This window comes from Actinomadura sp. NBRC 104412 (assembly GCF_030269515.1).
Taxonomy (GTDB): domain Bacteria; phylum Actinomycetota; class Actinomycetes; order Streptosporangiales; family Streptosporangiaceae; genus Spirillospora.
In genome coordinates this window covers 188,716-210,355 of sequence record NZ_BSTM01000003.1, presented here as the reverse complement: position 1 = coordinate 210,355, position 21,640 = coordinate 188,716, and the positions used below count along the sequence as shown (strand labels likewise).

Sequence of the window (21,640 nt, the reverse complement as noted above, 5' to 3'; positions counted from 1 at the left end):
TCGCTGCGCTCAGCCGGGGGCGTGGATCTTGATGATCGGCGGTTTACTCCCCGTCGGTGGGATCTTGCGGGTCTGGAGGGCGAAGCTCATCACGTCCTTGAAGACGGGAGCCGCCGCATCGCCACCATAGTGGCTCCCCCTCGTCGGGCCCCGCAGGACGACCTGCACGACCAGTTGCGGGTCGTCCGCGGGCGCGAACCCGGCGAACGACGCGATGTAGCCGCTGCCGTCGTAGCAGCCGCAACGCGGGTTCACGATCTCGGCGGTGCCGGTCTTGCCCGCCACCCGGTAGCCGGGGATCCGCGCCTTGGGCGCCGTGCCCTCCGGGGAGGCCACGCCCTCCAGCATGTCCCGGAGCGCACGGGCCGTGGCGGAGCCGACGACCCGCCGGCTCCCGCGGCTCGGCTCCGGGGTGAACGACCCGTCCTCGCCGGTGAACCCGGCGATCAGGGTGGGCGCGGCGCGGACCCCGTCGTTGGCGATGGTCGCGTACACGCTGGCCATCTGCACGGCGTTCACCGACACGCTCTGGCCGAACGCGATCGGGTACCGGTCGGTGCCCGACCACTTGTCCGGCGGCAGCATCTGCCCCGCGGTCTCCCCGGGCAGGCCGACACCGGTCTTCTCCCCGAACCCGAAGGCGCGCAGCGACTCGTACAGCTCCCGCTGGGAGATCCGCTCGCTGGCCAGGATGGTGCCCACGTTGCTGGAGGTGGCCAGCACCCCCGCGAACGTGAGCCGCTCGGTCGGATGCGGATGGGAGTCCTTGAACGTGCGGTCGTACCGGCGGACGCTGTCGGGGACGGTGAACGGCGTGTTCGGCGTGACCCCGCCCTTCTCCATCACCGCCGCCGCGGTCACGACCTTCCCCGTCGAGCCCGGCTCGTACGCTTCCTGGACGAGCGGGCTCCCCCACCGGCTGGGCGACGACCTGGTGTAGTGGTTGGGGTCGTAGCCGGGCGCCGAGGCCATGGCCAGCATCCGCCCGTCCCGCGGGTCCATCACGATGACGCTGCCGCTGCGCGCGCCGGTCGCCTTGACCTGCCTCTCGATGGCCCGCTGCGCGTGGAACTGGATGTCGCGCATCAGGGTGAGCCGCACCCCGCTGCCGGGCACCGACGGCCGCTTGGCGTCCTCGCCCATCGGGATGTGCTGGCCCTCCGGGCTGATCTCCACCCGCTGCCAGCCCGCCTGCCCGGCGAGCCGCGAGTTCAGCGCGTACTCCAGGCCGGCGGCCCCCTTGCCCTCGCCGTTCACGAAACCTATGACGCCGGCGGCCAGGGAGTCGTTCGGGTACTCGCGGCGGTACTCCGGCAGGGTGCCGATCCCCGCGAACCCGTACCCCATGATCATCCGTGCCCGGTCGGGGCGGACGCCGCGCGCCAGATACTCGAACCGGCTGTCCGGCCTGCTGATCGCCTTCATGACCGCGGCCCGGTCCAGGCCCAGCGCCGGGGCCAGCGCGTTCACGATCTCCTGCCGCCGGTCCGGCTTGATCATGTACGGGTCGGCGAAGATCGCGCGGGCCTCCACCGTCACCGCCAGCGGGTGCCCGTCCGCGTCGGTGATCTCACCGCGCACCGCGGGCAGCTCGATCGTCTGCAGCCGCTGCCGCATGGCCAGCTCGCTGTAGGAGTCCGACTCGATCGTCTGCAACTGCACCAGGCGCCCCGCGAACAGCGACAACACGAACGCGATGACCAGCAGCCCCACGTTGAGCCGCTTCACCGGGTCGCGCCGGTGGAACGGCACGCGCGGACGCGGCGGCCTCCGCCTGGGCGGCCCACCCCCGGCACCACGCCCCCGGGGCCGTGCCTTGCCGGCCGGACCCTTGGACGCCGCACCCGTACCGGGCGGCCTCTTACCAGAGGCGCCCTGCTCCACGGCGCCACGCGTCTCCGCGCCCCGCCCCTGGGCCTTCCCCGCACCCGCCGAGCCGTCCTTGGAACCGCCCTTGGACGCACCGTCACGCGGCGGCGGCACCATCCCGTTGCGGGACGGCCGCCGCGCCCCCGGTTTCCCCGGAGACCGCGGCGGCTCGCCCTTCCTGCGCCCGGACGCGCGCGCCGCGCCCGGGCCGCTCCTCTCCTCGCCCCCCGCCGGACCCCGGGACGCACGTCCACGCCCCCCGCGCCCACGCCCAGGCGGCACCCCCGCCCCACGCCCCGGCCCCGTCGTCACTGTGCTCCCCGCTCCGCTCCGGGGCGGCACTTCGCGACCACTTCCCTCGTCGCTCTGGTCGCAAGCTCCCGCCGCTCCTCAGTCCAGCGGCCGCGCCGCCCCCGCGCCTCGCTCACTGTGGCTCCCCGCTCCCTGATCGGCTTTGGCCGGGTCACGGCTTGGCGGGGACCGCGGCGGGGACTCTGTCGCCCGGGACGACGGCGCCGGGGATGCCGACGACGCCCGCGGCGCCCGCGGCAGCGGCGGCGGCGTGCGGGACCGGGCGGATCTGGCCGCCGATCACCTGGCCGGTGACGCCGTCGATGAACGCCAGGCGGGTGGGCCGCTGCATGCCGAGGGCCTCGGCGCGCTGCGCCAGCCGTTCCGGCGACTCCTCGCGGGCCAGCTCGATCTCGAGGGCCTGCTTCTGCTGGGCGAGCAGCTTGTTGCTCTGCTGCAGCCGGGTGAGCGCGAAGGCGTCCTCGGCCAGGACGGCGTTGAGCAGCAGCAGGCTCACCAGCGCGCCCGCCAGCAGCCCGCAGATGAGCAGCAGGAACGGCGCGCGCGGCGGCGTGTGGCGGCGCGCGGGCGCGGCGCGCTTGACCGGCCGGGCCGCCGGCTTCGTCCTGGTCGTCGTGGCGGCGGGCGGCCGCGTACCGCGCTCGCGCTCCGGACGTGCCCGGGACGGAGCGGCGGGCTTGGTGGCGCCCCGCGGGCGCCGGGTCGTCGTGGTCATGCAGCCCTACCTTTCTGGGGGGACGACCCCCCAGACCCCCCGACAACAACAGGAGGCATCAAGCCCTCGCTGCGCCCGGTCATGATGCCCTCCCCTCTCTGGGGGGACGACCCCCCAGACCCCCCGACAACAACAGGAGGCATCAAGCCCTCGCTACGCTCGGTCATGATGCCTCCCGGAGCCGTTCGGCGGCGCGCAACCGTACCGACTCGGCCCGTGGGTTGGTCGTGGTCTCCTCGGCGGACGCCGCCTCGGCGCCGCGGGTGAGCAGCCGGAACCTCGGCCGGTGCTCGGGCAGCGCGACGGGCAGGTCCGGCGGCGTGGTGTCGGCCGCCTCGGCGGCCAGGACGCGCTTGACGATGCGGTCCTCCAAGGAGTGGTAGGACAGCACGACGATCCGGCCCCCGACCGGAAGCGCGGCGATCGCGGCGGGCAGCGCCCGCCGCAGGATGTCCAGCTCCCCGTTGACCTCGATGCGCAGCGCCTGGAACGTCCGCTTGGCGGGGTTGCCCCCGGTACGGCGGGTGGCGGCGGGGATCGAGGTGCGCACCAGGTCGGCGAGCCGCCTGGTGGAGTCGAACGGTGCGCGCTCGCGCTCGCGGACGATGGCGGACGCGATCCGCTGCGCGAACCGCTCCTCCCCGTACTCGCGCAGGATGCGGGCCAGCTCGGCGGGCGGGTACTCGTTGACCACCTCGGCCGCCGTCAGGCTCTGGCCACGGTCCATGCGCATGTCGAGCGGCGCGTCATAGGAATAGGCGAAACCGCGGCCGGCCTCGTCGAGCTGTGGCGAGGACACCCCGAGGTCGAACAGGGCCGCGTCCACGGTCGGCAGCCCGGCCCTTTCGAGGACCTCGGGCAGCTCGTCGTAGACGGCGTGCTCCAGCCGTACGCGGTCGCCGAAGCGCTCCAGCCTGCGGGCGGAGCGCTCCAGAGCGGTGGTGTCGCGGTCGAGGCCGATCAGCAGCGCCCGGGGATGGGCTTCGAGCACGGCCTCGGCGTGGCCGCCGAGGCCGAGGGTGGCATCGAGGTAGACCGGGGCCCGCGACGGGCCGACGGCCTCCAGCGCGGGGCCCAGCAGTTCCAGAACGCGACCGAGCATGACCGGTATGTGACCGGTTTCGGCCGCGTGGTCCCCCACGTCCATGCTTCACCCCCTCGTGCTGCCACTTCGCTCGCGGACTGCGTGGCATCGCCGGTCCGGCGCCGGGCCCCCAACCCGGCGGGAAGATCCGTTAGCCGCCCGTGCGACGGCCGGTCAACGGCCGCCCGGACGGGCGCGTGGTCGGAGCCGGCGGCCTCGCCCGGCCAGGTCCCCATCCGCTGCCCGTTGAGGAAGTTCACCGCGACCGTGGTGTTCGATCGGGCCGCGGAGCGTCGCCTTCTGGCACCGGGGAAGCTGCGCCAGAGGGCCGGAGAGCGGCTGGAGACCTGGCCGAACGCGGGCCATTGCCGGTCATCGGACCGACGAGTGAATGCTCAAAGGATCCCGGGCAACACCTCCTCGGAGACGTCGGAGAAGACCTGCTCCTCCTGCTCGAGGTAGGACTCCCAGGCCGCGCTGTCCCAGATCTCCAGGCGCGTGTTGGCGCCGATCACGGTGCAGTCGCGGGACAGGCCCGCGTACGAGCGCAGCGGCGGCGGGATCGTGACGCGTCCCTGCTTGTCGGGCACCTCGTCCGAGGCGCTGGCGAAGAAGACGCGGCTGTAGGCGCGGACCGCCTTCTCGGTGACCGGTGCGGCACGAAGCGCCTCGGTGATGCGCTGGAACTCCGCCATGGGGAAGACGTACAGGCAGCGTTCCTGGCCCTTCGTGATCACCAATCCCCCCGACAGCTCCTCGCGGTACTTCGCCGGCAGGAACAGCCGTCCCTTGTCGTCGAGGCGCAGGGCATGGGTGCCGAGAAACATGGCCCCACCTCCCCGCACCGCGCGGGGCGCTACTGCTCCCCACGGCGCCCCACTCTACTCCACTCCTCCCCACCGTCAACTAGGAAAACACCTCTCCATCGCTGTAACGCTCCGGAAATCCGCAGGTCAGAGGGGTGGCGCGAAGTGGGGGGCGCGGGGGGCCGGGCGCGGGCGCATACCTCAGACGCCGTCCCGGCGGGCGCCGCGCGACGGCCTGTCAAGGGGCGGTCAGGGACGGGGGTGGGTGGAAGCGGGGCACGGGAGGGAAGGGCCGGAGTACGTCCCGTGGGGCTGTGATGGTCATTTTGGTGGAGCACAATGGCTCCGGTTCGACATGAACATCGCGACAGCGCGCCCGACAACGTACTGTCGGTGGGAAAGGCACATGACGGGGCACCTGAACCAGGGCACGGAACAATGCCGTACCGGGTCGCTGAGACCGGGCCGCGGTGCCGACCTCGCGGGCGGGACGGACGTCCCGGGCGCGCGGGCCGCCGGCACGCCGCGCGGCCGTTCGGCTGAGGAGGGTTGCTGGTGGCAGTAGGCACGCACGGCGAGTCGTTCATGGACGCGTCCGCCGGCCCCGGGCGAACGGCCGCACCCGACGGGCTGTCCGACGGATCCGGGGGCGGGATCCGCGGCGGCGCGTCCACGTCCCGCGACCGTCCCGCCGGCACGGGTCCCGGCCTGGACGGCCTGGCCCAGGTCGCCAGCAAGATCCGGGACGCCGTGGAGTCGGTGATCGAGGGCAAGCCCCGGGTGGTCAGGCTCGCGCTGACGGTGCTGCTGGCGGAGGGGCATCTGCTGATCGAGGACGTCCCGGGGGTCGGCAAGACGATGCTGGCCAAGGCGCTGGCCCGGTCGATCGACTGCTCGGTGCGGCGCGTGCAGTTCACGCCCGACCTGCTGCCCAGCGACATCACCGGGGTCAGCGCCTACAACCAGGAGCTGCGCGAGTTCGAGTTCAAGCCGGGGCCGGTGTTCGCCAACATCGTGGTGGGCGACGAGATCAACCGGGCCTCGCCCAAGACCCAGTCGGCGCTGCTGGAGTGCATGGAGGAGCGGCAGGTCACCGTCGACGGCACCACCTATCCGCTGGAGCGCCCGTTCATGGTGATCTCCACGCAGAACCCGGTGGAGATGGAGGGCACCTACCCGCTGCCAGAGGCGCAGCGGGACCGGTTCACCGCGCGGATCTCGATGGGCTATCCCGACCAGGCCGCCGAGCTGGAGATGCTGGACGTGCACGGGCAGACGTCCCCGCTGGACCGGCTGCGCCCGGTGGCGCACGCGGGCGACGTACGCGACCTCATCGAGGTGGTGCGGCACCAGCATGTCGCGCCGCAGGTGCGGCAGTACGCCATCGACCTGGTCACCGCCACCCGGAATCATCCGGACCTGCGGCTCGGCGCCTCCCCCCGGGCCACGCTGCACCTGGTGCGGGCGGCCCGCGCGTGGGCCGCCCTGGACGAGCGCGACTACGTGCTGCCCGACGACGTCCAGGAGCTGGCGGTGCCGGTGCTGGCGCACCGGCTGCTGCCGACGGCCGAGGCGCAGGTCGAGCGGCGTCACCCCCAGCGCGTGGTGGCCGACCTGGTGTCCCGGCTGCCGGTGCCCAGCCCCCAGGCGTGATCGGCGGCGTGACCGTGCCACCGACCGTGCCACCGACCGTGCGACCTGAACGCCGGGGCGAACCGCGTCCCGTGAACCGGGGCCGGTGCCGGCCCGTGAACGAAGCGGAGGCCGCCGTGCCGAGCGTGGATTCGAGCCGGGAGCGGGCATGGCCTCTCCCGGCATGACCCCTACCGGGCCGAGCATGACTTCTACCGAGGCGTGAGCGTTGAGGAAGGCGCTGGCGGGGCTGACCACACGTGGCCGGTCCTTCGTGGCCGCGGGAACGACGGCCATCGTGTGCGCGTTCGTGCTGGGCGAGCGCGATCTGCTGCGGGCGGGCGTGCTGGTGCTCGTGCTGCCGCTGCTGTCGACCATGGCGGTGTCGCGGACCCGGTACCGCCTGGCCTGCGCGCGCCGGCTGGAGCCGGCGCGGCTGCCGGTGGGCCACGAGGCCCGCATGGACCTGCGACTGGAGAACGTCTCGCGGCTGCCGAGCGGGCTGCTGATGGTGGAGGACCGGGTGCCGCACTCGCTGGGCGGCAGGGCGCGGTTCGTCCTCGACAGGATCGAGCCGCAGGGCTCGCGGCAGCTGAGCTACCGGGTCCGGTCGGAGGTGCGGGGACGCTACCGGGTGGGGCCGCTCACGGTGCGGCTGGCCGACCCGTTCGGGATGGTGGAGCTGGTCCGCTCGTTCAGCCTGACCGACACGCTGACCGTGACCCCGCGGGTCGTGGCGCTGCCGCAGGAGCTGCCGGGCGGCGCGTGGGCGGGCGGCGGCGACAGCATCGCGCGGGCGGTCGCCACCGCCGGTGAGGACGACGTGGCGCCGCGCGAGTACCGGCATGGCGACGACCTGCGCCGCGTCCACTGGCGGTCCACGGCCAGGCGCGGCGAGCTGATGGTGCGGCGTGAGGAGCAGCACTGGCAGTCCAGCGGCACGCTCTTCCTGGACACCCGGCGGATGGCGTACTGGGGCGAGGGGCCGTCGTCCTCGTTCGAGCAGGCGGTGTCGATCGCCGCGTCCATCGGCGTGCAGTTGGGCCGGTCCGGGCTGGGCCTGCGCTTCGTGACCGACCAGGGTGAGGCGCTGCCGCGCATGTCCGGCGCCGGGGGCGGCACGGCGGGCGACGGCTCGGGGGCGGGCGGTTTCGAGGGCCCGCTGCTGGAGGCGCTGGCGATGGCGCGCATGTCCAAGAACCGGTCGCTCACCGCGGGGCTGGCCGCCCTGCGCGGCGCGGGCGGTACGGGCGCGAACGGCACGGGACGGGACGGCGACGGCCTGGTGGTGGCGGTGCTGGGCGTCCTGAGCGCGGAGGAGGCGGGGACGGTCGCGTCGGCACGGCGCGGCAACGGCACCTCCATCGCCGTCATCGTGGACGCGGCCCCGCCCCGGCACGCCGCCGAACCGGACGGGGGCGATCGCGGCGAGGCCCAGGCGCGGCTGCTGCGCGCGGCCGGATGGCGGGTGATCGTCGTGCGGTCGGCCGCCGAGCTGGCCGGTGCGTGGGCGTCCTCCGGGGATCCCTCGTCCCGTGACGACCGTGACCTGGCCAGGGGCGTGTCATGAACACGGGCCGCAGCGCGCTGAACCTCCGCATGACCGTCATGGGCGGCATCGCCACGCTGTGCGGCGCCGCGGGGCTGTACCCGCTGTATTCGGGCCGCCCGTGGTTCTGGTCGGGCGTCGGCGCCGTGCTGGCCGTCATGGGCGGCGGGCTGCTGGCGCGGCGGTTCCCCCTGCACCCCGCCTTCAGCCTGCTGGCGGGGCTCGCGGCCCTGCTGGTCTACCTGACGCTGCGGTTCACCGCCGGCGAGGCCCTGCTGGGCGTCGTGCCGACGCCGGGGTCGGTCTCCCGGCTGGGCGCCCTGCTGAGCGAGGGCTGGGACGCCGCCAACCGCTACGCCGCGCCGGTGCCCCTCGTCCCGGGGATCGCGCTGCTGACCACGGCGGGCATCGGCCTGGTCGCGGTGACGGTCGACCTGCTGGCGGCACGGCTGCGGCGGGCGGCGCCCGCCGGGCTTCCGCTGCTGGCGATGTACAGCGTGCCCGCCGCGGTACGCGAGGACAGCATCAACGTCGTGGCCTTCGGCATCGGCGCGGCGGGCTACCTCGCCCTGCTGGTCGCCGACTCCCGCGAGAACGTGGGCGGCTGGGGCCGCGTGGTGTACACGCGGCGCTGGACCGAGGCCGTCCCCATGGCCGGCAACACCACGTCCCAGGCGGGACGGACCAGGCCCGACTCCAGCGCGCTGGCGGCGAGCGGGCGGCGGATCGGCCTGGCCGCGGTGGCGATCGCGGTGCTGGTGCCGGTCGCGGTCCCCGGCATCCACCCGCGCGGCCTGTTCGGGATGGGCACCGGCGGCGGCCGTGGCGGCGGCACCCAGACGGTGACCACGCCGGATCCGCTCGTCAGCCTGAAACGCGAGCTGACCAGGGCCGACGACTCGGTGGTGCTGACCTACCGCACCACCGACCCGCGCCCGGACTACCTGCGCCTGTACTCGCTGGACCGGTTCGACGGCGACCGCTGGACCTACAGCCCGCTGGAGAGCACCGCACGGGACCGGCTCGACCGGCTCTTCGAGCGACGGCTGCCCCCGCCGCCCGGCCTGACGCGGATGACGGGCGTCACCGTGGTGCAGACGTCGATCCGCATCCAGCGCAGGGTGCGGGACCTGACGTTCCTGCCGCTGCCGTACGCGCCGGCGCAGGTGTCGATCGAGGGCGACTGGCGGGTGGACCCGCAGTCGCTGATGGTCTATTCGCTGCGCGACTCGGCGGGCGGCCGCTCCTACGACGTGACGAGCCTGCGGGCGCAGCCCACCCCGGAGCAACTGGCCGATTCGAGCGGCTATCCCAACGACATCATCCAGCACTACACCCGGGTGCCCAGGAACATCCCGCCGCAGATCCACCAGCTCGCGCGGGACGTCACCAACGGCGCCACCAGCGCGCACGACCAGGCGGTACGGCTGCAACGGTGGTTCACCACCGAGGGCGGCTTCCAGTACGACCTGGCGGCGCCACCGCCGCAGCACGGCAACGACCTCGTCGACTTCCTGCAGAACACCAAGCGCGGGTACTGCGAGCAGTACGCCGCCGCGATGGCCCTGCTGGCGAGGATCCTGGGCATCCCGTCCCGGGTCGCGATGGGCTACACGCCCGGCACCCAGACCTCGCGGGACACCTGGGTCGTGCGGTCGCGCGACGCGCACGCCTGGCCCGAGCTGTACTTCCCGGGGACCGGCTGGGTGCGTTTCGAGCCCACCCCCAGCGGGCCGGCCGGGCAGGGCACGGCGTTCACGCCGCCCTACTCCGACCCCAATGTCACCGGTGAGGGCGGTCAGCAGGAGGAGCCGACGTCGCCGGTCCCGACCGACTCGGCGTCCGCGGACCCGAGCGCCGCCCCGGAGCAGGCGCAGCGCGACCAGCCCGAGGACCTGGGTCCCGCGGGCCTGGCGGAGCAGCGGCAGGACGACGACGGACTGCCCTGGGGCTGGATCGCCGCGGGCCTCCTGGCCGCGTTGATCCTCTCGGCGCCGATGACCGCCAGGGCGCTGATGCGCAGGCGGCGCTGGGCGGCGGCCGTCCTGGGAAGGACCCCGGCGGGCGGTCCCGCGCCGAAGGCCGCCTCGATGCTGGGCCGGTGGCGGCGCCGGCCCGCGCCGGGCACCGCGGTCGGCGGCCCTCGCGAAAACGCGGCCGGACGCGAATTCGACGGGGTGAAAGGCAGGTCACGGCCCGACCCGGCCGAGGTGGCGCACGCGGCGTGGCAGGAGATGCGCGCGGACGCCCTCGACCACGGCCTGCCCTGGCGTGCCAGTGACAGCCCGCGCGCGACCGTCCGCCGCCTGGGCGAGCATCTCGAACTCGACACCGAGAGCGCCAAGGCTTTGGGACGCATCGCCCGCGCGGAGGAACTGGCCAGGTACGCGCGGAGCCTTCCTCCGGCGCCCGCCGAGTCCCTTCAGGCGGACGTGAAGGCGGTGCGGCAGGCGTTCGCCTCGGCGGTGGGCCGCCGCGCCCGGCTGCGCGCCCGTTACCTGCCGCCGTCGAGCATCGCCACGTTCGGCAGCACCTGGTCCCGCGTCCTCGAGGCCGCCAGCCGTCTGAACACCGCCATCGCCGAACGCGTGGCCCGCGCGTTCCTGCCGCCCGCCGACCGCTGACACCGGCGGGCGGCCCGGCCCCGGAAACGCGAAAGCCGCCTCGTGGCTGCGGGCCACGGGCGGCATGGCGTTCTCAGGTCCTGCCGTCTCGTGTCGTGCTGTCCGTGTCGCTGGGATCGCGGCGTGCGGCGCGGCCACCGGCGATCATGCCGGGCGGTCGCTCGCGGGCAGGGGGCTATCGGGCGGGACGCCACCAGGGGTTCCGGGGGTCGCCCCCGCGGAGGCCTTTCACTCCCCCTCGGTGCGGCGGCGCCAGCGCTCCTCCATCCGCTCCATGAAGCCGCGGCGGCCGGCGCGGCCCCGGCGGGCCTGGCGGCCTCCCCCGGCGTCGCCCTCACCCGGAACGGCGGGTTCGGCGCCGACCCCGGTCATGCGCTTCCAACTGGTCAGCGCCCAGACGCAACAGACGACCATGAGCAGGAAGCCGGTCACGCTCACGGCGACCGTGACCGTTCCGGCGTTCATGACCAGGCCGGTCATCAGCGCGCACACGCCCACCACGAAACCGAGGGTGGCCTTGACGATCCGGCGCTTGTAATGGACCTGTGGGTTGGTCGAGCGGACCGCGTGAGCGAACTTCGGATCCTCGGCGTACAACGCCTGCTCGATCTGGTCGAGCATGCGCTGCTCGTGCTCAGACAGCGGCACGGCGCCTCCCAACGACAGCCCCGCGACGGGGTATCCGGTGCAGGACGGGAACCTCAACGGTGATATGCCCAGAATACGAGTCGCGGGGAGGGGACGAAAGCGAACGGCCAACCCAAGACCATATGGGGGTCAACTCCGCGTGCGCTCTCATTACCGTACGTCCCTGCCGTCTCGTGAGCCTTCTCGGGCCTCACCTTCTGCCTCACCGTGGGTCGCGCGGCGGACCAGCGCGGCCGGCCGGACGGCACCGCTGCCGAACCGGTGCGCGACCTGGTCCATCGCGCGTTCGGCCTCTCTCCAGCCGATCTCGGGTTCGTCGAGGGCCAGCTGGCGGGGGGCCTGGTCGGCGGGCCCCAGGTTCTCCACCCGGACGCCCACCAGCCGGAGTCGTACCCGTTCCAGGCCCGCCCCTTCGTACAGCTCAGTTGCTGTGATGTAGATCACACGGGCGAGATCGGTGGGCTCGCGCAGCGTGCGCGACCGGGTGATGGTCTTGAAGTTCGCCATTCTCAGTTTGACGCTCACCGTGCGGCCCGCGTTCCCGCTCGCACGGAGCCTGGCGCCCACCTTCTCGGCCAGCCGCAGCAGCTCCCGCCGGATGATCTCCGGGTCGTCGACGTCGGTGGCGAAGGTCTCCTCGGCGCCGATGCTCTTGTCGGGGGTGCGCGGGACGACCGGGCGCGGGTCCCGTCCCCACGACAGCTCGTTCAGGTGGCTTCCCACCGCGTTGCCCAGCTCGCGCTGGAGCGTGGCCAGGGGGACGCGGGCGAGCTGGCCCACGGTCCGCAGCCCGAGGCGGGTCAGGGCCTCCTCGGTGCGCTCCCCGACCCCCCACAGGGCGGCCACGGGCAGCGGATGCAGGAACTCCTCGACACCGTCGGCGGGCACCACCAGCAGACCGTCCGGCTTGCACCGGGTGGAGGCGAGCTTGGCGACGAACTTGGTGGACGCCACCCCCACCGAGCAGGTGATGCCCTGCTGCTCGCGCACCTGCTCCCTGAGCGCCGCCGCGATCGCCGCGGGCGGGCCCAGGCGGCGCCGCGCACCCGCCACGTCCAGGAACGCCTCGTCCAGCGACAGCGGCTCGACCAGCGGGGTGACGGTACGGAAGATCTCGAACACGGCGGCCGACACCTTCGCGTACCGCTTGTGCCTGGGCGGCAGCACCACCGCCTGCGGGCACAGCCGCCGGGCCCTGCTCATCGGCATCGCCGAGTGGACGCCGTACTCGCGCGCCTCGTAGGAGGCCGCCGACACCACGCCGCGCGCCCCCACCCCGCCCACGATCACGGGACGCCCGCGCAGCTCGGGCCGCTCCAGCAGTTCCACGCTGACGAAGAACGCGTCCATGTCGACATGGAGGATCGGGCACCCGGAGTCGTCGGCCGGAGGCCCCGGTTGCGGCCCCGGCCGGTGCAGTTGCTGCTTACGGCTCATCCGGCCACCTCTGCCACGGCGATCGCACGCGGCGCCCGGCGCCGGGGGTGCCTGCCGGCGGACACGCTAGCGAACACGGTCCGCGACCACGTGCAACTGGGTGGCCAGCTCCCGCAGGACCGGGTGGACGGCCGCGACCGCCTCCAGCGCGATCAGCGACTCGGCGTCCTGCTCGGCCTCCAGCAGCCCGTTCGGCACCAGATCGGCGAAGATCCGCACCCCGTGCAGCGCGCCGACCCGCAGACCGGCGTTCTCCACGAGCGCCGACAGCGACTGGCGGGTGAACCGGCGGGGCGTGTGGTCGTGCTCGCCCCAGCGCCCGGACGGGTCGGTCAGCGCCCGGCGGGCGTCGTCGAAATGCCCGGCGAGCGCGCGGTGCAGCGCCGCCGCGACCTGGCCGGGGACCAGCACGCTCACCGACCCGCCGGCGCGGACGGTGGCGGTCAGCGCGGCCATCGCCGCGGCCGGGTCGTCCACGTACTCCAGCACGCTGTGGCACAGCACCAGGTCGGCGGCGTCCCGGCCGAGCAGGTCGGGCAGGTCGACCGCGTCGCCCTGCACCGCGTGCACGGTGACGCCCGACTCCGCGGCGCGGCGTTCCAGGGCGGCCAGCGCGTCCAGGCTGGAGTCGACCACCGTCACCCGGTGCCCCAGCTCGGCCATCGGCACCGCGAAACCGCCCGTGCCGCCGCCGACGTCGACGATGTCGTGGGGGGTCGCTCCGGGGTCGAGGCGGTCCAGCACCTTGCGCAGCGCGTCCCACAGGACGGCGCTGCGCACCTTGCCGCCGCCGCGGGGCCATCGCCCCTGCCGGGCGGCCGTGCCGGATCCCTTGATGTCGCGCTCCTCTGGCCTGCTCATCCCTCGTGGCACCCACCCTAGCCAGCCGGGCCCGTCCGCGGGGGCCTAGCCGTCCAGCGAGAGGGACGGTTTGAGCTGCTGGAGCCGCGCCAGCAGGCCGTTGACGAACCGGGGGGACTCGTCGGTGGACAGGTCGGTGGCCAGCGCCACCGCCTCGCTCACCGCCACACCGTCCGGGACGTCGTCCACCCACAGCAGCTCGAACGCGCCCATCCGCAGGATGTTGCGGTCGACCGCGGGCATCCGGTCCAGCGTCCAGCCGGCGGCGTAGGTGGACAGCAGCTCGTCGATGCGCTCACGGTGCTCCTGGACGCCGCGCACCAGCCGTACCGCGTGGTCGAAGGCCGACAGCTCGTCCTGGTTGGGGCGGCCGCGCTGCTCCAGCACGGCGACCGGGCTCTCTTCGCGCAGCTCGGCGGCGAACAGGATGTCCAGCGCCAGCCTGCGCGCCTTAGTGCGGGCGGCCATGACCTCGCCTCTGGGCTCGTGTCTCCGGGTGCCGCGCCGGGGGAGGAACGGCCATCAAGCGCGGCCGAGGTATTCGCCGGACCGGGTGTCGACCTTGACCTTCTCGCCGGTGGTGATGAACAGCGGCACGTTGATCTGCGCCCCGGTCTCCAGCGTGGCGGGCTTGGTGCCGCCCGTGGAGCGGTCGCCCTGAAGGCCGGGCTCGGTCTGGGTGACCTCCAGCACGACGGCCGCGGGCAGCTCCACGTACAGCGGGTTGTCGTCGTTGAAGGCGATCACCGCGTTCTGCTCGGGCAGCAGGTAGTCGGCCGCGGTCCCCACGACGGTGCCCGGGATGTGCGGCTGGTCGTAGGTCTCGGTGTCCATGAAGACGAAGTCCTCGCCCTCGCGGTAGAGGTACTGCATCTCCCGCTTGTCGACGGTCGCCACGTCGACCTTGGTGCCGGCGTTGAAGGTCCGGTCCACGACCTTGCCCGACAGCACGTTCTTGAGCTTGGTCCGGACGAACGCGCCGCCCTTGCCGGGCTTGACGTGCTGGAACTCCAGGACCGTCCACAGCTGGCCGTCCAGGTTCAGCGTCATGCCGTTCTTCAGGTCGTTCGTCGTCGCCACGGCGTCCTCTCCCGGCGGGTCCCTCCCGCCTCGGTCGTTCGTCCCGCCCGTCCGTCCGCCCCCGCGGGCCTGGCCCGGCGTTCAGAGGACGAGCAGTTCCCTGGTCGTCTCGGTGAGGAGCTCCGGCCCGCTCGCCCGGACGACCAGCGTGTCCTCGATGCGGACCCCGCCCCGGCCGGCGAGGTAGACCCCGGGCTCGGCGGTGATCGGAACTCGGTCCCTCAGCTTACCGGTCTTGTCGTACCCCATGAGCGGGGCCTCGTGGATCTCCAGGCCCACGCCGTGCCCGAGACCGTGGGTGAAGTGGTCGCCGTACCCCGCGTCCTTGATGACGTCGCGGGCCGCGGCGTCCACCTCCCTGGTCGCGGCGCCGGGCACCGCGGCCTCGACCCCGGCCCGCTGCGCCGCGCGCACCAGGTCGTACACCTCGCGCTGCCAGTCCGCGGGCTCGCCCAGCGCGACGGTACGGGTCATGTCGGCGTGGTAGCCGCCGTAGCGGGCGCCGAAGTCGAAGGTGACCAGGTCGCCCTTGGCCAGCGCCCGGTCCCCCGGGCGGTGGTGCGGGATGGCGCCGTTGGGCCCGGACGCGACGATGGTGTCGAACGCGGGGCTCTCGGCGCCCAGGTCGACCATGCGGCGCTCCAGGTCGATCGCCGCGTCCCGTTCGGTCATGCCGGGGCGCAGGGTGGTGAGCAGGCCGGCGAAGGCCCGGTCGGAGATCGCGCATGCCTCGCGCAGCAGGTCGATCTCGTCCTCGTCCTTGACCATGCGCAGCTCCTCCACGGGACGGCCCGCGGGGCGCAGCTCGGGGGCGTCGTCGACCGCCTCCAGCTCGGCGTGCCGCTCGACGGTGACGTCGTGCGCCTCGAAGGCCAGCCGTCCCATGCCGTCCTCCGCGGCCCGCGAGGTGAGGGCGACGGCGGTGGGCCGCGCGACGACCAGCTCCAGCTCCGGGCAGATCCGCTCGGCGGTGCCGGCGTAGCGCGGGTCGGTGCACAGCACGGCACCGCCGTCGGCGGCCACCAGCAGCGCGGCGTTGGAACTGTCCAGCCCGGTCAGGTACCGGACGTTGACCAGCCGCGTGACGAGCACGGCATCGGCGTCGGCGGCGATCCGGGCGGCGAGCGCCGCCCGCCGCCTCACGTGCTGCTCTCCCATGGCCGTACCCTATGGCGGCCGCCGCGCCGCCCCGAACTCAGGCCGTGCTCAGGAGGTGCTCAGGAGGTCACGCCTCCGCCGCCATGTCCTTGATCTTCTCGATGAGGGCCAGGCGGCCCTTGTGGTCGCCCGCGATGGGGGTGACGTTGAGGGTGGTGACGCCGGACTCCTTCAGGGCCGACAGGCGCTCGCGGACGTGGCCCTCCGAGCCGATCAGGGACATCTTCTCCAGCAGCTCGCGCGGCACCTTGGCCGCGGCCTCGTCCTTCTTGCCGTCCAGGTAGAGATCCTGGATCTCCTCGGCCTCCTTCTCCCACCCGTACCGGCGGCACAGGTCGTTGTAGAAGTTGCGGCCCTTGGCGCCCATGCCGCCGATGTAGAGCGCGGCCATCGGGCGGCCGAACTCCAGGAACCCCTGGACGTCGTCGCCGATGGCCAGCGGGGCCTGGCCGATGACGTCCAGCTCGCCCAGGGCGGGGTCGCGCTCGGCCCTGCCCTCGGCCAGGGACTCGCCCCACACCTCGGCGGCCTTCTCCGGGACGTAGAAGATCGGCTCCCAGCCGTCCGCGATCTCGGCGGCCAGCCGCACGTTCTTGGGGCCGATCGCGGCGACCAGGATGGGGATGTCCGGCCGCACCGGACGGTTGATGATCTTGAGGGCCTTGCCGAGGCCGGTGCCCTGGTCGGGGGGCAGCGGCAGCGTGTAGTGCCGGCCCTGGTGCTCCAGCCGTTCCCGGCGCCACACCTTGCGGCAGATCTCGATGATCTCGCGGGTGCGGCCGAGCGGCGCGGTGTACGGGACGCCGTGGAAGCCCTCGATCACCTGCGGGCCGGACGCGCCGATGCCCAGCGAGAACCGCCCGTCGGAGACGTAGTCGAGCCCGGCCGCGGTCATCGCGAGCAGGGTCGGGGTGCGGGAGTAGAGCGGCAGGATCCCCGAGGCCAGTTCGAGCCGCCGCGTCTTGGCGGCGATGTAGCCGAGCTGGCTCACCGCGTCGAAGCTGTACGCCTCCGGGACGAAGACGATGTCCAGGCCGGCCTTCTCGTAGTCGGCGAGCTCGTCGACGGTCTCCTTGAAGCCGCCCGCGTAGTTGAGGCCCATCCCGATGCGCATCCGGCATCCCTCCTGAGTCCCGCGGAGTCCGCGGCGTGTCTTGGCCAACGACCGAATCGGATTCTAGGGTGACGGGTCCGGTCACCCCAGGGCGGGGCCGCGCAACGCCTCGACCGCCCGTCCGTACAGGTCCGCGCGGATCCTGCCGATCACCGCGCCGTCCTTGCCCGCCAGGGCCGCGGCCTTCTCGATCGCCGCGGGCAGCACCCCGGCCTCGTCCGCGGTGCCCGCGACGATCCCGGCGGCCAGCGCCTCCTCCGCCGTGTACCGGCGCCCGGTGAGCATCGCCTCGTGCGCGACGGCCACCGGCAGCCGGGACGAGATCACCGCGTTCATCCCCGGCGTGAAGCTCATGCCCAGATCGACCTCGGGCAGGCAGAAGTAGCCGCGGCCGGTGCGCATGACGGCGAAGTCGTGGCAGAGCACCAGCATGGCCCCGCCCGCGAACGCGTGGCCGTTGACCGCCGCGACGGTCGGCATGGGGAAGGTCAGGAGCCGGGCGAACAGGGCGTGGACGCGGGCGAGGTACTCCTCCAGTGACCCGGGGTTGGCCCCCAGCCAGTCCAGGTCGAGGCCGTTGGAGTAGAACCTGCCGGTCCCGACGGTGACCAGGGCGCGCGGCCCGTCCGCCTTCTCCACCTCGTCCAGGGCGCCGCCGACCTCGTCGAGGAACCCGGGGGAGAACCGGTTCTCCCCCTCGTCGTACCGCAGGACGAACACCGCGCCCTCACGTCGCAGGTCGATCACACCGGGCTCCCTTCACCGCCGGGGCTGGAAGATCATGCTCGCCGTTCTGTCCCAGCAGGGTCCGGAGCTGCTCCAGTCCCGCGGTCGGCCGTCCGTCCATGGCGACCCGCCTCACGCTCGGTATTACGTTCGTCATAGCGAATCATCCCTATGACGAGCATCATGGAGAAGCGCTTCTTCATATGATGAATGTCATAATCGCTGTATGGGGACCGACAGCCGGGAACGCATGGTGCGCAGCGCCGCCTACCTCTTCCGCGAGCGCGGGTACAGCGGCACCGGATTCCGCGACGTCATCGCGCACAGCGGCGCCCCGCGCGGCTCGATCTACCACCACTTCCCCGGCGGCAAGACCCAGCTGGCCGAGGAGGCGGTGCGCTACGCCGGCGACTTCCTCAACGCCGGCATCCAGGCGGCCGTCGAGGGCGGCGACGCCGCCTCGGCCGTGGAGGCGTTCGTCACCTGGTGGCGGCAGGTGCTGGTCAAGAGCGAGTTCCGGGCCGGCTGCCCGATCGTCGCGGTCACCGTCGAGTCGCACCAGGAGGCGCCGCGGCTCGCCGCCGCCACCGCCGCCGCGTTCGGCCGCTGGCAGGACACCCTGGCCACCGGGCTGGAGAACGCGGGGGTCCCGGAGCGGCGCGCCGTCCGGCTGGCCACGCTGATCGTCGCCGCCGTCGAGGGCGCCACCATCCTGTGCCGTGCCCACCGCGACGTCCGCCCGCTGGACGAGGTCGTCGCCGAGCTCAAGGACCTGGTCCGCGCCGCCGCGAGCGGCCCCTGACCGGGCTCAGTCCGTGCCGCCGCCCGCGAGCAGCTCGGCGACGGCCTGCAACGCCAGGACGTACGACATCATCCCGAACCCGGCGACCGTGCCCGTCGCCACGCCCGCGACGACCGAGGTGTGCCGGAACTCCTCCCGGGCCGCGGGATTGGAGATGTGCACCTCGACCAGCGGTGCTTTGAGCTGCGCCAGCGCGTCCCGCAGCGCGTAGGAGTAGTGCGTGAACGCCGCCGGGTTCAGCACCACGGGCAGCCGCTCGTCGGCCGCCTCGTGCACCCAGCGGATCATCTCCGCCTCGTCGTCGGTCTGCCGCACGTCCACCTGGAGGTCGAGCCGCCGCGCGGCGTCGCGGCACAGCGCGGTCAGGTCCTCGAAGGTCGCCGACCCGTACACCTCCGGTTCCCGCACCCCGAGGCGCCGCAGGTTCGGACCGTTCAGCACGAGCACTCTGTTCATCGGGCGACCCTCTCGTAGGCGGCCGCGAGGAGCTCCTCCGCCGGGCCCTCCAGGCGGCCCGGCTCGGCGAGGCCGTCCAGGACGACGAAGCGCAGCGTGGAGCCCCGCGACTTCTTGTCGATGGCCATGGCGGCGCGCAGCGCGGGCCACGCCCCGGCGCGGTACGACACGGGCAGCCCGGTGCCGGTCAGCACCGAGCGGTGCCGCGCCACCACGTCCCCGGAGAGGCGCCCGGCGAGGGCGGACAGCTCGGCGGCGTACACCATGCCGATCGCGACGGCGTGGCCGTGCCGGAACCGGTAGTCCTCCTCCTTCTCGATGGCGTGCGCGAGGGTGTGGCCGTAGTTCAGGATCTCGCGGAGCCCGGCCTCCCGCAGGTCGGCGGACACCACGTCCGCCTTGACCCGCACGGCGCGCTCGACCAGCTCCAAAGTGTGCGGCCCGGACGGCGACGCGGCGCCCGCGGGGTCCTTCTCGACCAGGTCGAGGATGGCCGGGTCGGCGATGAAGCCGGCCTTGATGACCTCGGCGAGCCCGCTGACGTAGTCCTCGCGAGGCATGGTCGCCAGCGTGGCCAGGTCGCACAGGACACCGCCCGGCGGGTGGAACGCGCCGACGAGGTTCTTCCCCTCGGGAAGGTTGATGCCGGTCTTGCCGCCGACCGCCGCGTCCACCATGCCGAGCAGCGTGGTGGGAACGAGCACGCTCCGGACGCCGCGCAGCCAGGAAGCAGCGGCGAATCCGGCGAGGTCGGTGGTGGCTCCCCCGCCCACGCCCACGATCGCGTCCGAACGGGTCATGCCCAGCTCGGCGAACCGCGACCACAGCCCGACGACCACACCGGCCTCCTTGGCGGCCTCGCCCTGGGGGACGGGCAGCGCCGCCACGCGGTACCCGGCCTTCTCCAGGGCCGTCACGACCGGCCGCGCGATCTCCGCCAGCGCGCCGTCGTGGATCACCGCGACCGTCCGTGCCGCCGTCCCGACCAGCCCCGGCAGCTCGCCGGAGATCCCGGTGCCGATCACCACGTCGTAGGGGTCGGCCCCGCCGACCCTGATCGTCCCGGCGCTCACCCGAGCTCCTTGGCGATCTGGTCGGCGATCTCCTCCGGGGCGCGGCCGTCGGTGTCGACGTGCAGCGTGCCCAGGCGCTCGTAGATGGGCAGGCGCTCCTCCAGCAGCTTGCGGAGCTGACTGCGCGGGTTCAGCACGAGCAGCGGCCTGGCCGAGGCGAGACCGACGCGCTTGACCGCCTCCGACAGGCCCACCCGCAGGTAGACGACCGTGTGGCCCGCTTCGAGCAGCTCCTGCGTCTCCGGGTGCAGGACGGCGCCGCCGCCGAGGGCGAGGACGCCCTCGTGTTCGGCCAGCGCCGCGCGCACGGCGGCGTGCTCCAGCGCCCTGAAGGTCTCCTCGCCGTCGTCGATGAAGATCTCGCCGATCGGCTTGCCCGCGGCGGCCTCGACATCGGTGTCGGTGTCGCGCAGCGGCAGCCCGAGCCGCCCGGCCAGCGCGGTGCCGACCGTGGTCTTGCCCGAGCCCGGTGGGCCGATCAGCACCGCCTTGGGTCGCACCATGGTCCTCTCCGTCATTTGATGGCCAGGGAGGACAGGTACCCGCGCAGGTTGCGGGCGGTCTCCTCGGCCGAGTCGCCGCCGAGCTTCTCCAGCGCCGCGTCCGCCAGCACCAGCGCCACCATCGCCTCGGCGACCACGCCGGCGGCGGGCACGGCGGTCACGTCGCTGCGCTGGTTGATCGCCTTGGCGGGCTCGCCGGTGCGCACGTCGATGGTGTCCAGCCGGCGCGGCACGGTGGAGATCGGCTTCATCGCGGCGCGCACCCGCAGCACCTCGCCGGTGGTCATGCCGCCCTCGACGCCGCCCGCCCGGTTGGTGCGGCGGCGGACGCCCTCGGGCGTGTTGTCGATCTCGTCATGCGCCCGCGACCCGGGACGGCGCGCGGTGGTGAACCCGTCGCCCAGCTCCACGCCCTTGATCGCCTGGATGCCCATGACGGCGGCGGCGAGCCGGGAGTCCAGGCGCCGGTCCCAGTGGACGTGGCTGCCCAGCCCCGGCGGCAGCCCGTAGGCCAGCACCTCGACCACCCCGCCGAGGGTGTCCCCGGCCTTCTTGATCTCGTCGATATGCGCCACCATCGCCTCGGACGCCGCGGCGTCGAAGCAGCGCACCGGGCTCTCGTCCACCGTGGCCAGGTCGGCGGGGCCGGGCAGCACGCCCTCGGGCGCGCTCACCTCCCCCAGCGCGACCACGTGGCTGAGGATCTCGACGCCGAGCGCCTGCCGCAAGAACTGTTTGGCGACCTCGCCGAGCGCGACCCGCGCCGCCGTCTCCCTGGCGCTGGCCCGCTCCAGCACGGGACGGGCGTCGTCGAACCCGTACTTCTGCATGCCGGCCAGATCGGCGTGGCCGGGCCGCGGCTGCGTCAGCGGCGCGTTCCTCGCCTGGGCCTCCAGGACAGCGGCCTCGACCGGGTCCGGCGACATGACCGTCTCCCACTTGGGCCACTCGCTGTTGCCGACCTCGATCGCGACCGGGCCGCCCAGCGTCACGCCGTGGCGCACCCCGCCGATGATCGTGACCTTGTCCTGCTCGAACCTCATCCGGGCTCCCCGCCCATGGCCGAGCCGGCGGCGGCGCAGGGCCTCGGCGATGTCGTCCGAGGTCACGCGCACACCGGCCGGCAGGCCCTCGACGATGGCGGTCAGGGCCCTGCCATGGGACTCCCCCGCGGTCAACCAGCGCAGCATG

The 21,640-nt window shown here is 73.5% G+C and carries 20 protein-coding genes; 4 read left to right on the top strand and 16 right to left on the bottom strand.

The annotated features are described in order from the left end of the window. Positions 1-9: 9 nt before the first annotated feature. The 4 genes from QSK21_RS05420 to mraZ all read right to left on the bottom strand — a co-directional run bounded on the left by QSK21_RS05420 (position 10) and on the right by mraZ (position 4,807). Entirely contained in the window at positions 10-1,752 is a 1,743-nt protein-coding gene (locus QSK21_RS05420) for a peptidoglycan D,D-transpeptidase FtsI family protein (protein ID WP_285694116.1), read from the bottom strand. A gap of 580 nt (positions 1,753-2,332) precedes the next feature. After that, a complete protein-coding gene (gene ftsL, locus QSK21_RS05415) occupies positions 2,333-2,896 on the bottom strand; it encodes a cell division protein FtsL (RefSeq protein ID WP_285694115.1) in 564 nt (187 codons plus the stop codon). 163 nt (positions 2,897-3,059) lie between these two features. Beyond that, positions 3,060-4,043, bottom strand: a complete 984-nt coding sequence (gene rsmH / locus QSK21_RS05410) for a 16S rRNA (cytosine(1402)-N(4))-methyltransferase RsmH (RefSeq protein ID WP_285694114.1) — start codon at positions 4,041-4,043, stop codon at positions 3,060-3,062. A 332-nt stretch (positions 4,044-4,375) separates the two neighbouring features. After that, complete coding sequence (gene mraZ, locus QSK21_RS05405) at positions 4,376-4,807, bottom strand: division/cell wall cluster transcriptional repressor MraZ (RefSeq protein WP_285694113.1); 432 nt, start codon at positions 4,805-4,807, stop codon at positions 4,376-4,378. Positions 4,808-5,371: 564 nt separating this feature from the next. Here mraZ and QSK21_RS05400 point away from each other — a divergent pair. From QSK21_RS05400 to QSK21_RS05390, 3 genes are all read left to right on the top strand, one after another. Continuing rightward, a complete protein-coding gene (locus QSK21_RS05400) occupies positions 5,372-6,439 on the top strand; it encodes an AAA family ATPase (RefSeq protein ID WP_502871519.1) in 1,068 nt (355 codons plus the stop codon). Positions 6,440-6,647: 208 nt separating this feature from the next. Further along, on the top strand, positions 6,648-7,988 hold the full coding sequence (locus QSK21_RS05395; RefSeq protein WP_285694111.1) for a DUF58 domain-containing protein: 1,341 nt from the start codon (positions 6,648-6,650) through the stop codon (positions 7,986-7,988). Beyond that, positions 7,985-10,591 (top strand): transglutaminase TgpA family protein, encoded by a 2,607-nt coding sequence (locus tag QSK21_RS05390; protein ID WP_285694110.1) that lies wholly within the window; start codon positions 7,985-7,987, stop codon positions 10,589-10,591. Before QSK21_RS05395 ends, QSK21_RS05390 begins: the two co-directional genes overlap by 4 nt. Positions 10,592-10,819: 228 nt before the next feature. On the opposite strand, the gene QSK21_RS05385 is transcribed toward QSK21_RS05390, so the two are convergent. The 8 genes from QSK21_RS05385 to QSK21_RS05350 form a co-directional block, all read right to left on the bottom strand. Beyond that, positions 10,820-11,239, bottom strand: coding sequence for an SCO2097 family morphological protein (locus QSK21_RS05385; RefSeq protein WP_285694109.1), 420 nt, complete (start codon positions 11,237-11,239; stop codon positions 10,820-10,822). Between the two features lie 150 nt (positions 11,240-11,389). Further along, positions 11,390-12,676 carry a DNA polymerase IV gene (locus QSK21_RS05380; RefSeq protein WP_285694108.1) on the bottom strand — a complete coding sequence of 429 codons (1,287 nt, stop codon included), beginning with the start codon at positions 12,674-12,676 and terminating at the stop codon, positions 11,390-11,392. Between the two features lie 66 nt (positions 12,677-12,742). Next, on the bottom strand, positions 12,743-13,537 hold the full coding sequence (locus QSK21_RS05375) for a methyltransferase domain-containing protein (RefSeq protein ID WP_285694106.1): 795 nt from the start codon (positions 13,535-13,537) through the stop codon (positions 12,743-12,745). A gap of 45 nt (positions 13,538-13,582) precedes the next feature. Next, a complete protein-coding gene (gene nusB / locus QSK21_RS05370) occupies positions 13,583-14,005 on the bottom strand; it encodes a transcription antitermination factor NusB (protein ID WP_285694105.1) in 423 nt (140 codons plus the stop codon). A 54-nt stretch (positions 14,006-14,059) separates the two neighbouring features. Beyond that, complete coding sequence (gene efp / locus QSK21_RS05365) at positions 14,060-14,617, bottom strand: elongation factor P (RefSeq protein ID WP_285694103.1); 558 nt, start codon at positions 14,615-14,617, stop codon at positions 14,060-14,062. Between the two features lie 81 nt (positions 14,618-14,698). Then, positions 14,699-15,775 (bottom strand): M24 family metallopeptidase, encoded by a 1,077-nt coding sequence (locus QSK21_RS05360; protein ID WP_285694102.1) that lies wholly within the window; start codon positions 15,773-15,775, stop codon positions 14,699-14,701. 67 nt (positions 15,776-15,842) lie between these two features. After that, complete coding sequence (locus QSK21_RS05355; protein WP_285694101.1) at positions 15,843-16,889, bottom strand: LLM class F420-dependent oxidoreductase; 1,047 nt, start codon at positions 16,887-16,889, stop codon at positions 15,843-15,845. An 81-nt stretch (positions 16,890-16,970) separates the two neighbouring features. Beyond that, the gene (locus QSK21_RS05350) at positions 16,971-17,636 is read right to left on the bottom strand and encodes an enoyl-CoA hydratase/isomerase family protein (RefSeq protein WP_285694100.1); all 666 of its coding nucleotides are present in this window, start codon (positions 17,634-17,636) and stop codon (positions 16,971-16,973) included. Positions 17,637-17,841: 205 nt separating this feature from the next. Between QSK21_RS05350 and QSK21_RS05345 the strand changes: the two genes are divergently transcribed. Continuing rightward, on the top strand, positions 17,842-18,417 hold the full coding sequence (locus QSK21_RS05345; protein WP_285694099.1) for a TetR/AcrR family transcriptional regulator: 576 nt from the start codon (positions 17,842-17,844) through the stop codon (positions 18,415-18,417). Between the two features lie 6 nt (positions 18,418-18,423). Here the strand turns inward: QSK21_RS05345 and aroQ are convergent, their stop codons facing one another. Genes aroQ through aroC form a run of 4 tightly spaced genes read right to left on the bottom strand, consistent with a single transcriptional unit; the run spans position 18,424 to position 21,639 of the window. Beyond that, positions 18,424-18,873 carry a type II 3-dehydroquinate dehydratase gene (gene aroQ / locus QSK21_RS05340; RefSeq protein ID WP_285694097.1) on the bottom strand — a complete coding sequence of 150 codons (450 nt, stop codon included), beginning with the start codon at positions 18,871-18,873 and terminating at the stop codon, positions 18,424-18,426. Further along, positions 18,870-19,946 carry a 3-dehydroquinate synthase gene (gene aroB / locus QSK21_RS05335; RefSeq protein ID WP_285694095.1) on the bottom strand — a complete coding sequence of 359 codons (1,077 nt, stop codon included), beginning with the start codon at positions 19,944-19,946 and terminating at the stop codon, positions 18,870-18,872. Before aroB ends, aroQ begins: the two co-directional genes overlap by 4 nt. After that, complete coding sequence (locus QSK21_RS05330) at positions 19,943-20,449, bottom strand: shikimate kinase (protein ID WP_285694094.1); 507 nt, start codon at positions 20,447-20,449, stop codon at positions 19,943-19,945. Before QSK21_RS05330 ends, aroB begins: the two co-directional genes overlap by 4 nt. Before the next feature lie 11 nt (positions 20,450-20,460). Next, positions 20,461-21,639, bottom strand: coding sequence for a chorismate synthase (aroC, locus tag QSK21_RS05325; protein ID WP_285694093.1), 1,179 nt, complete (start codon positions 21,637-21,639; stop codon positions 20,461-20,463). Position 21,640 lies beyond the last annotated feature (1 nt).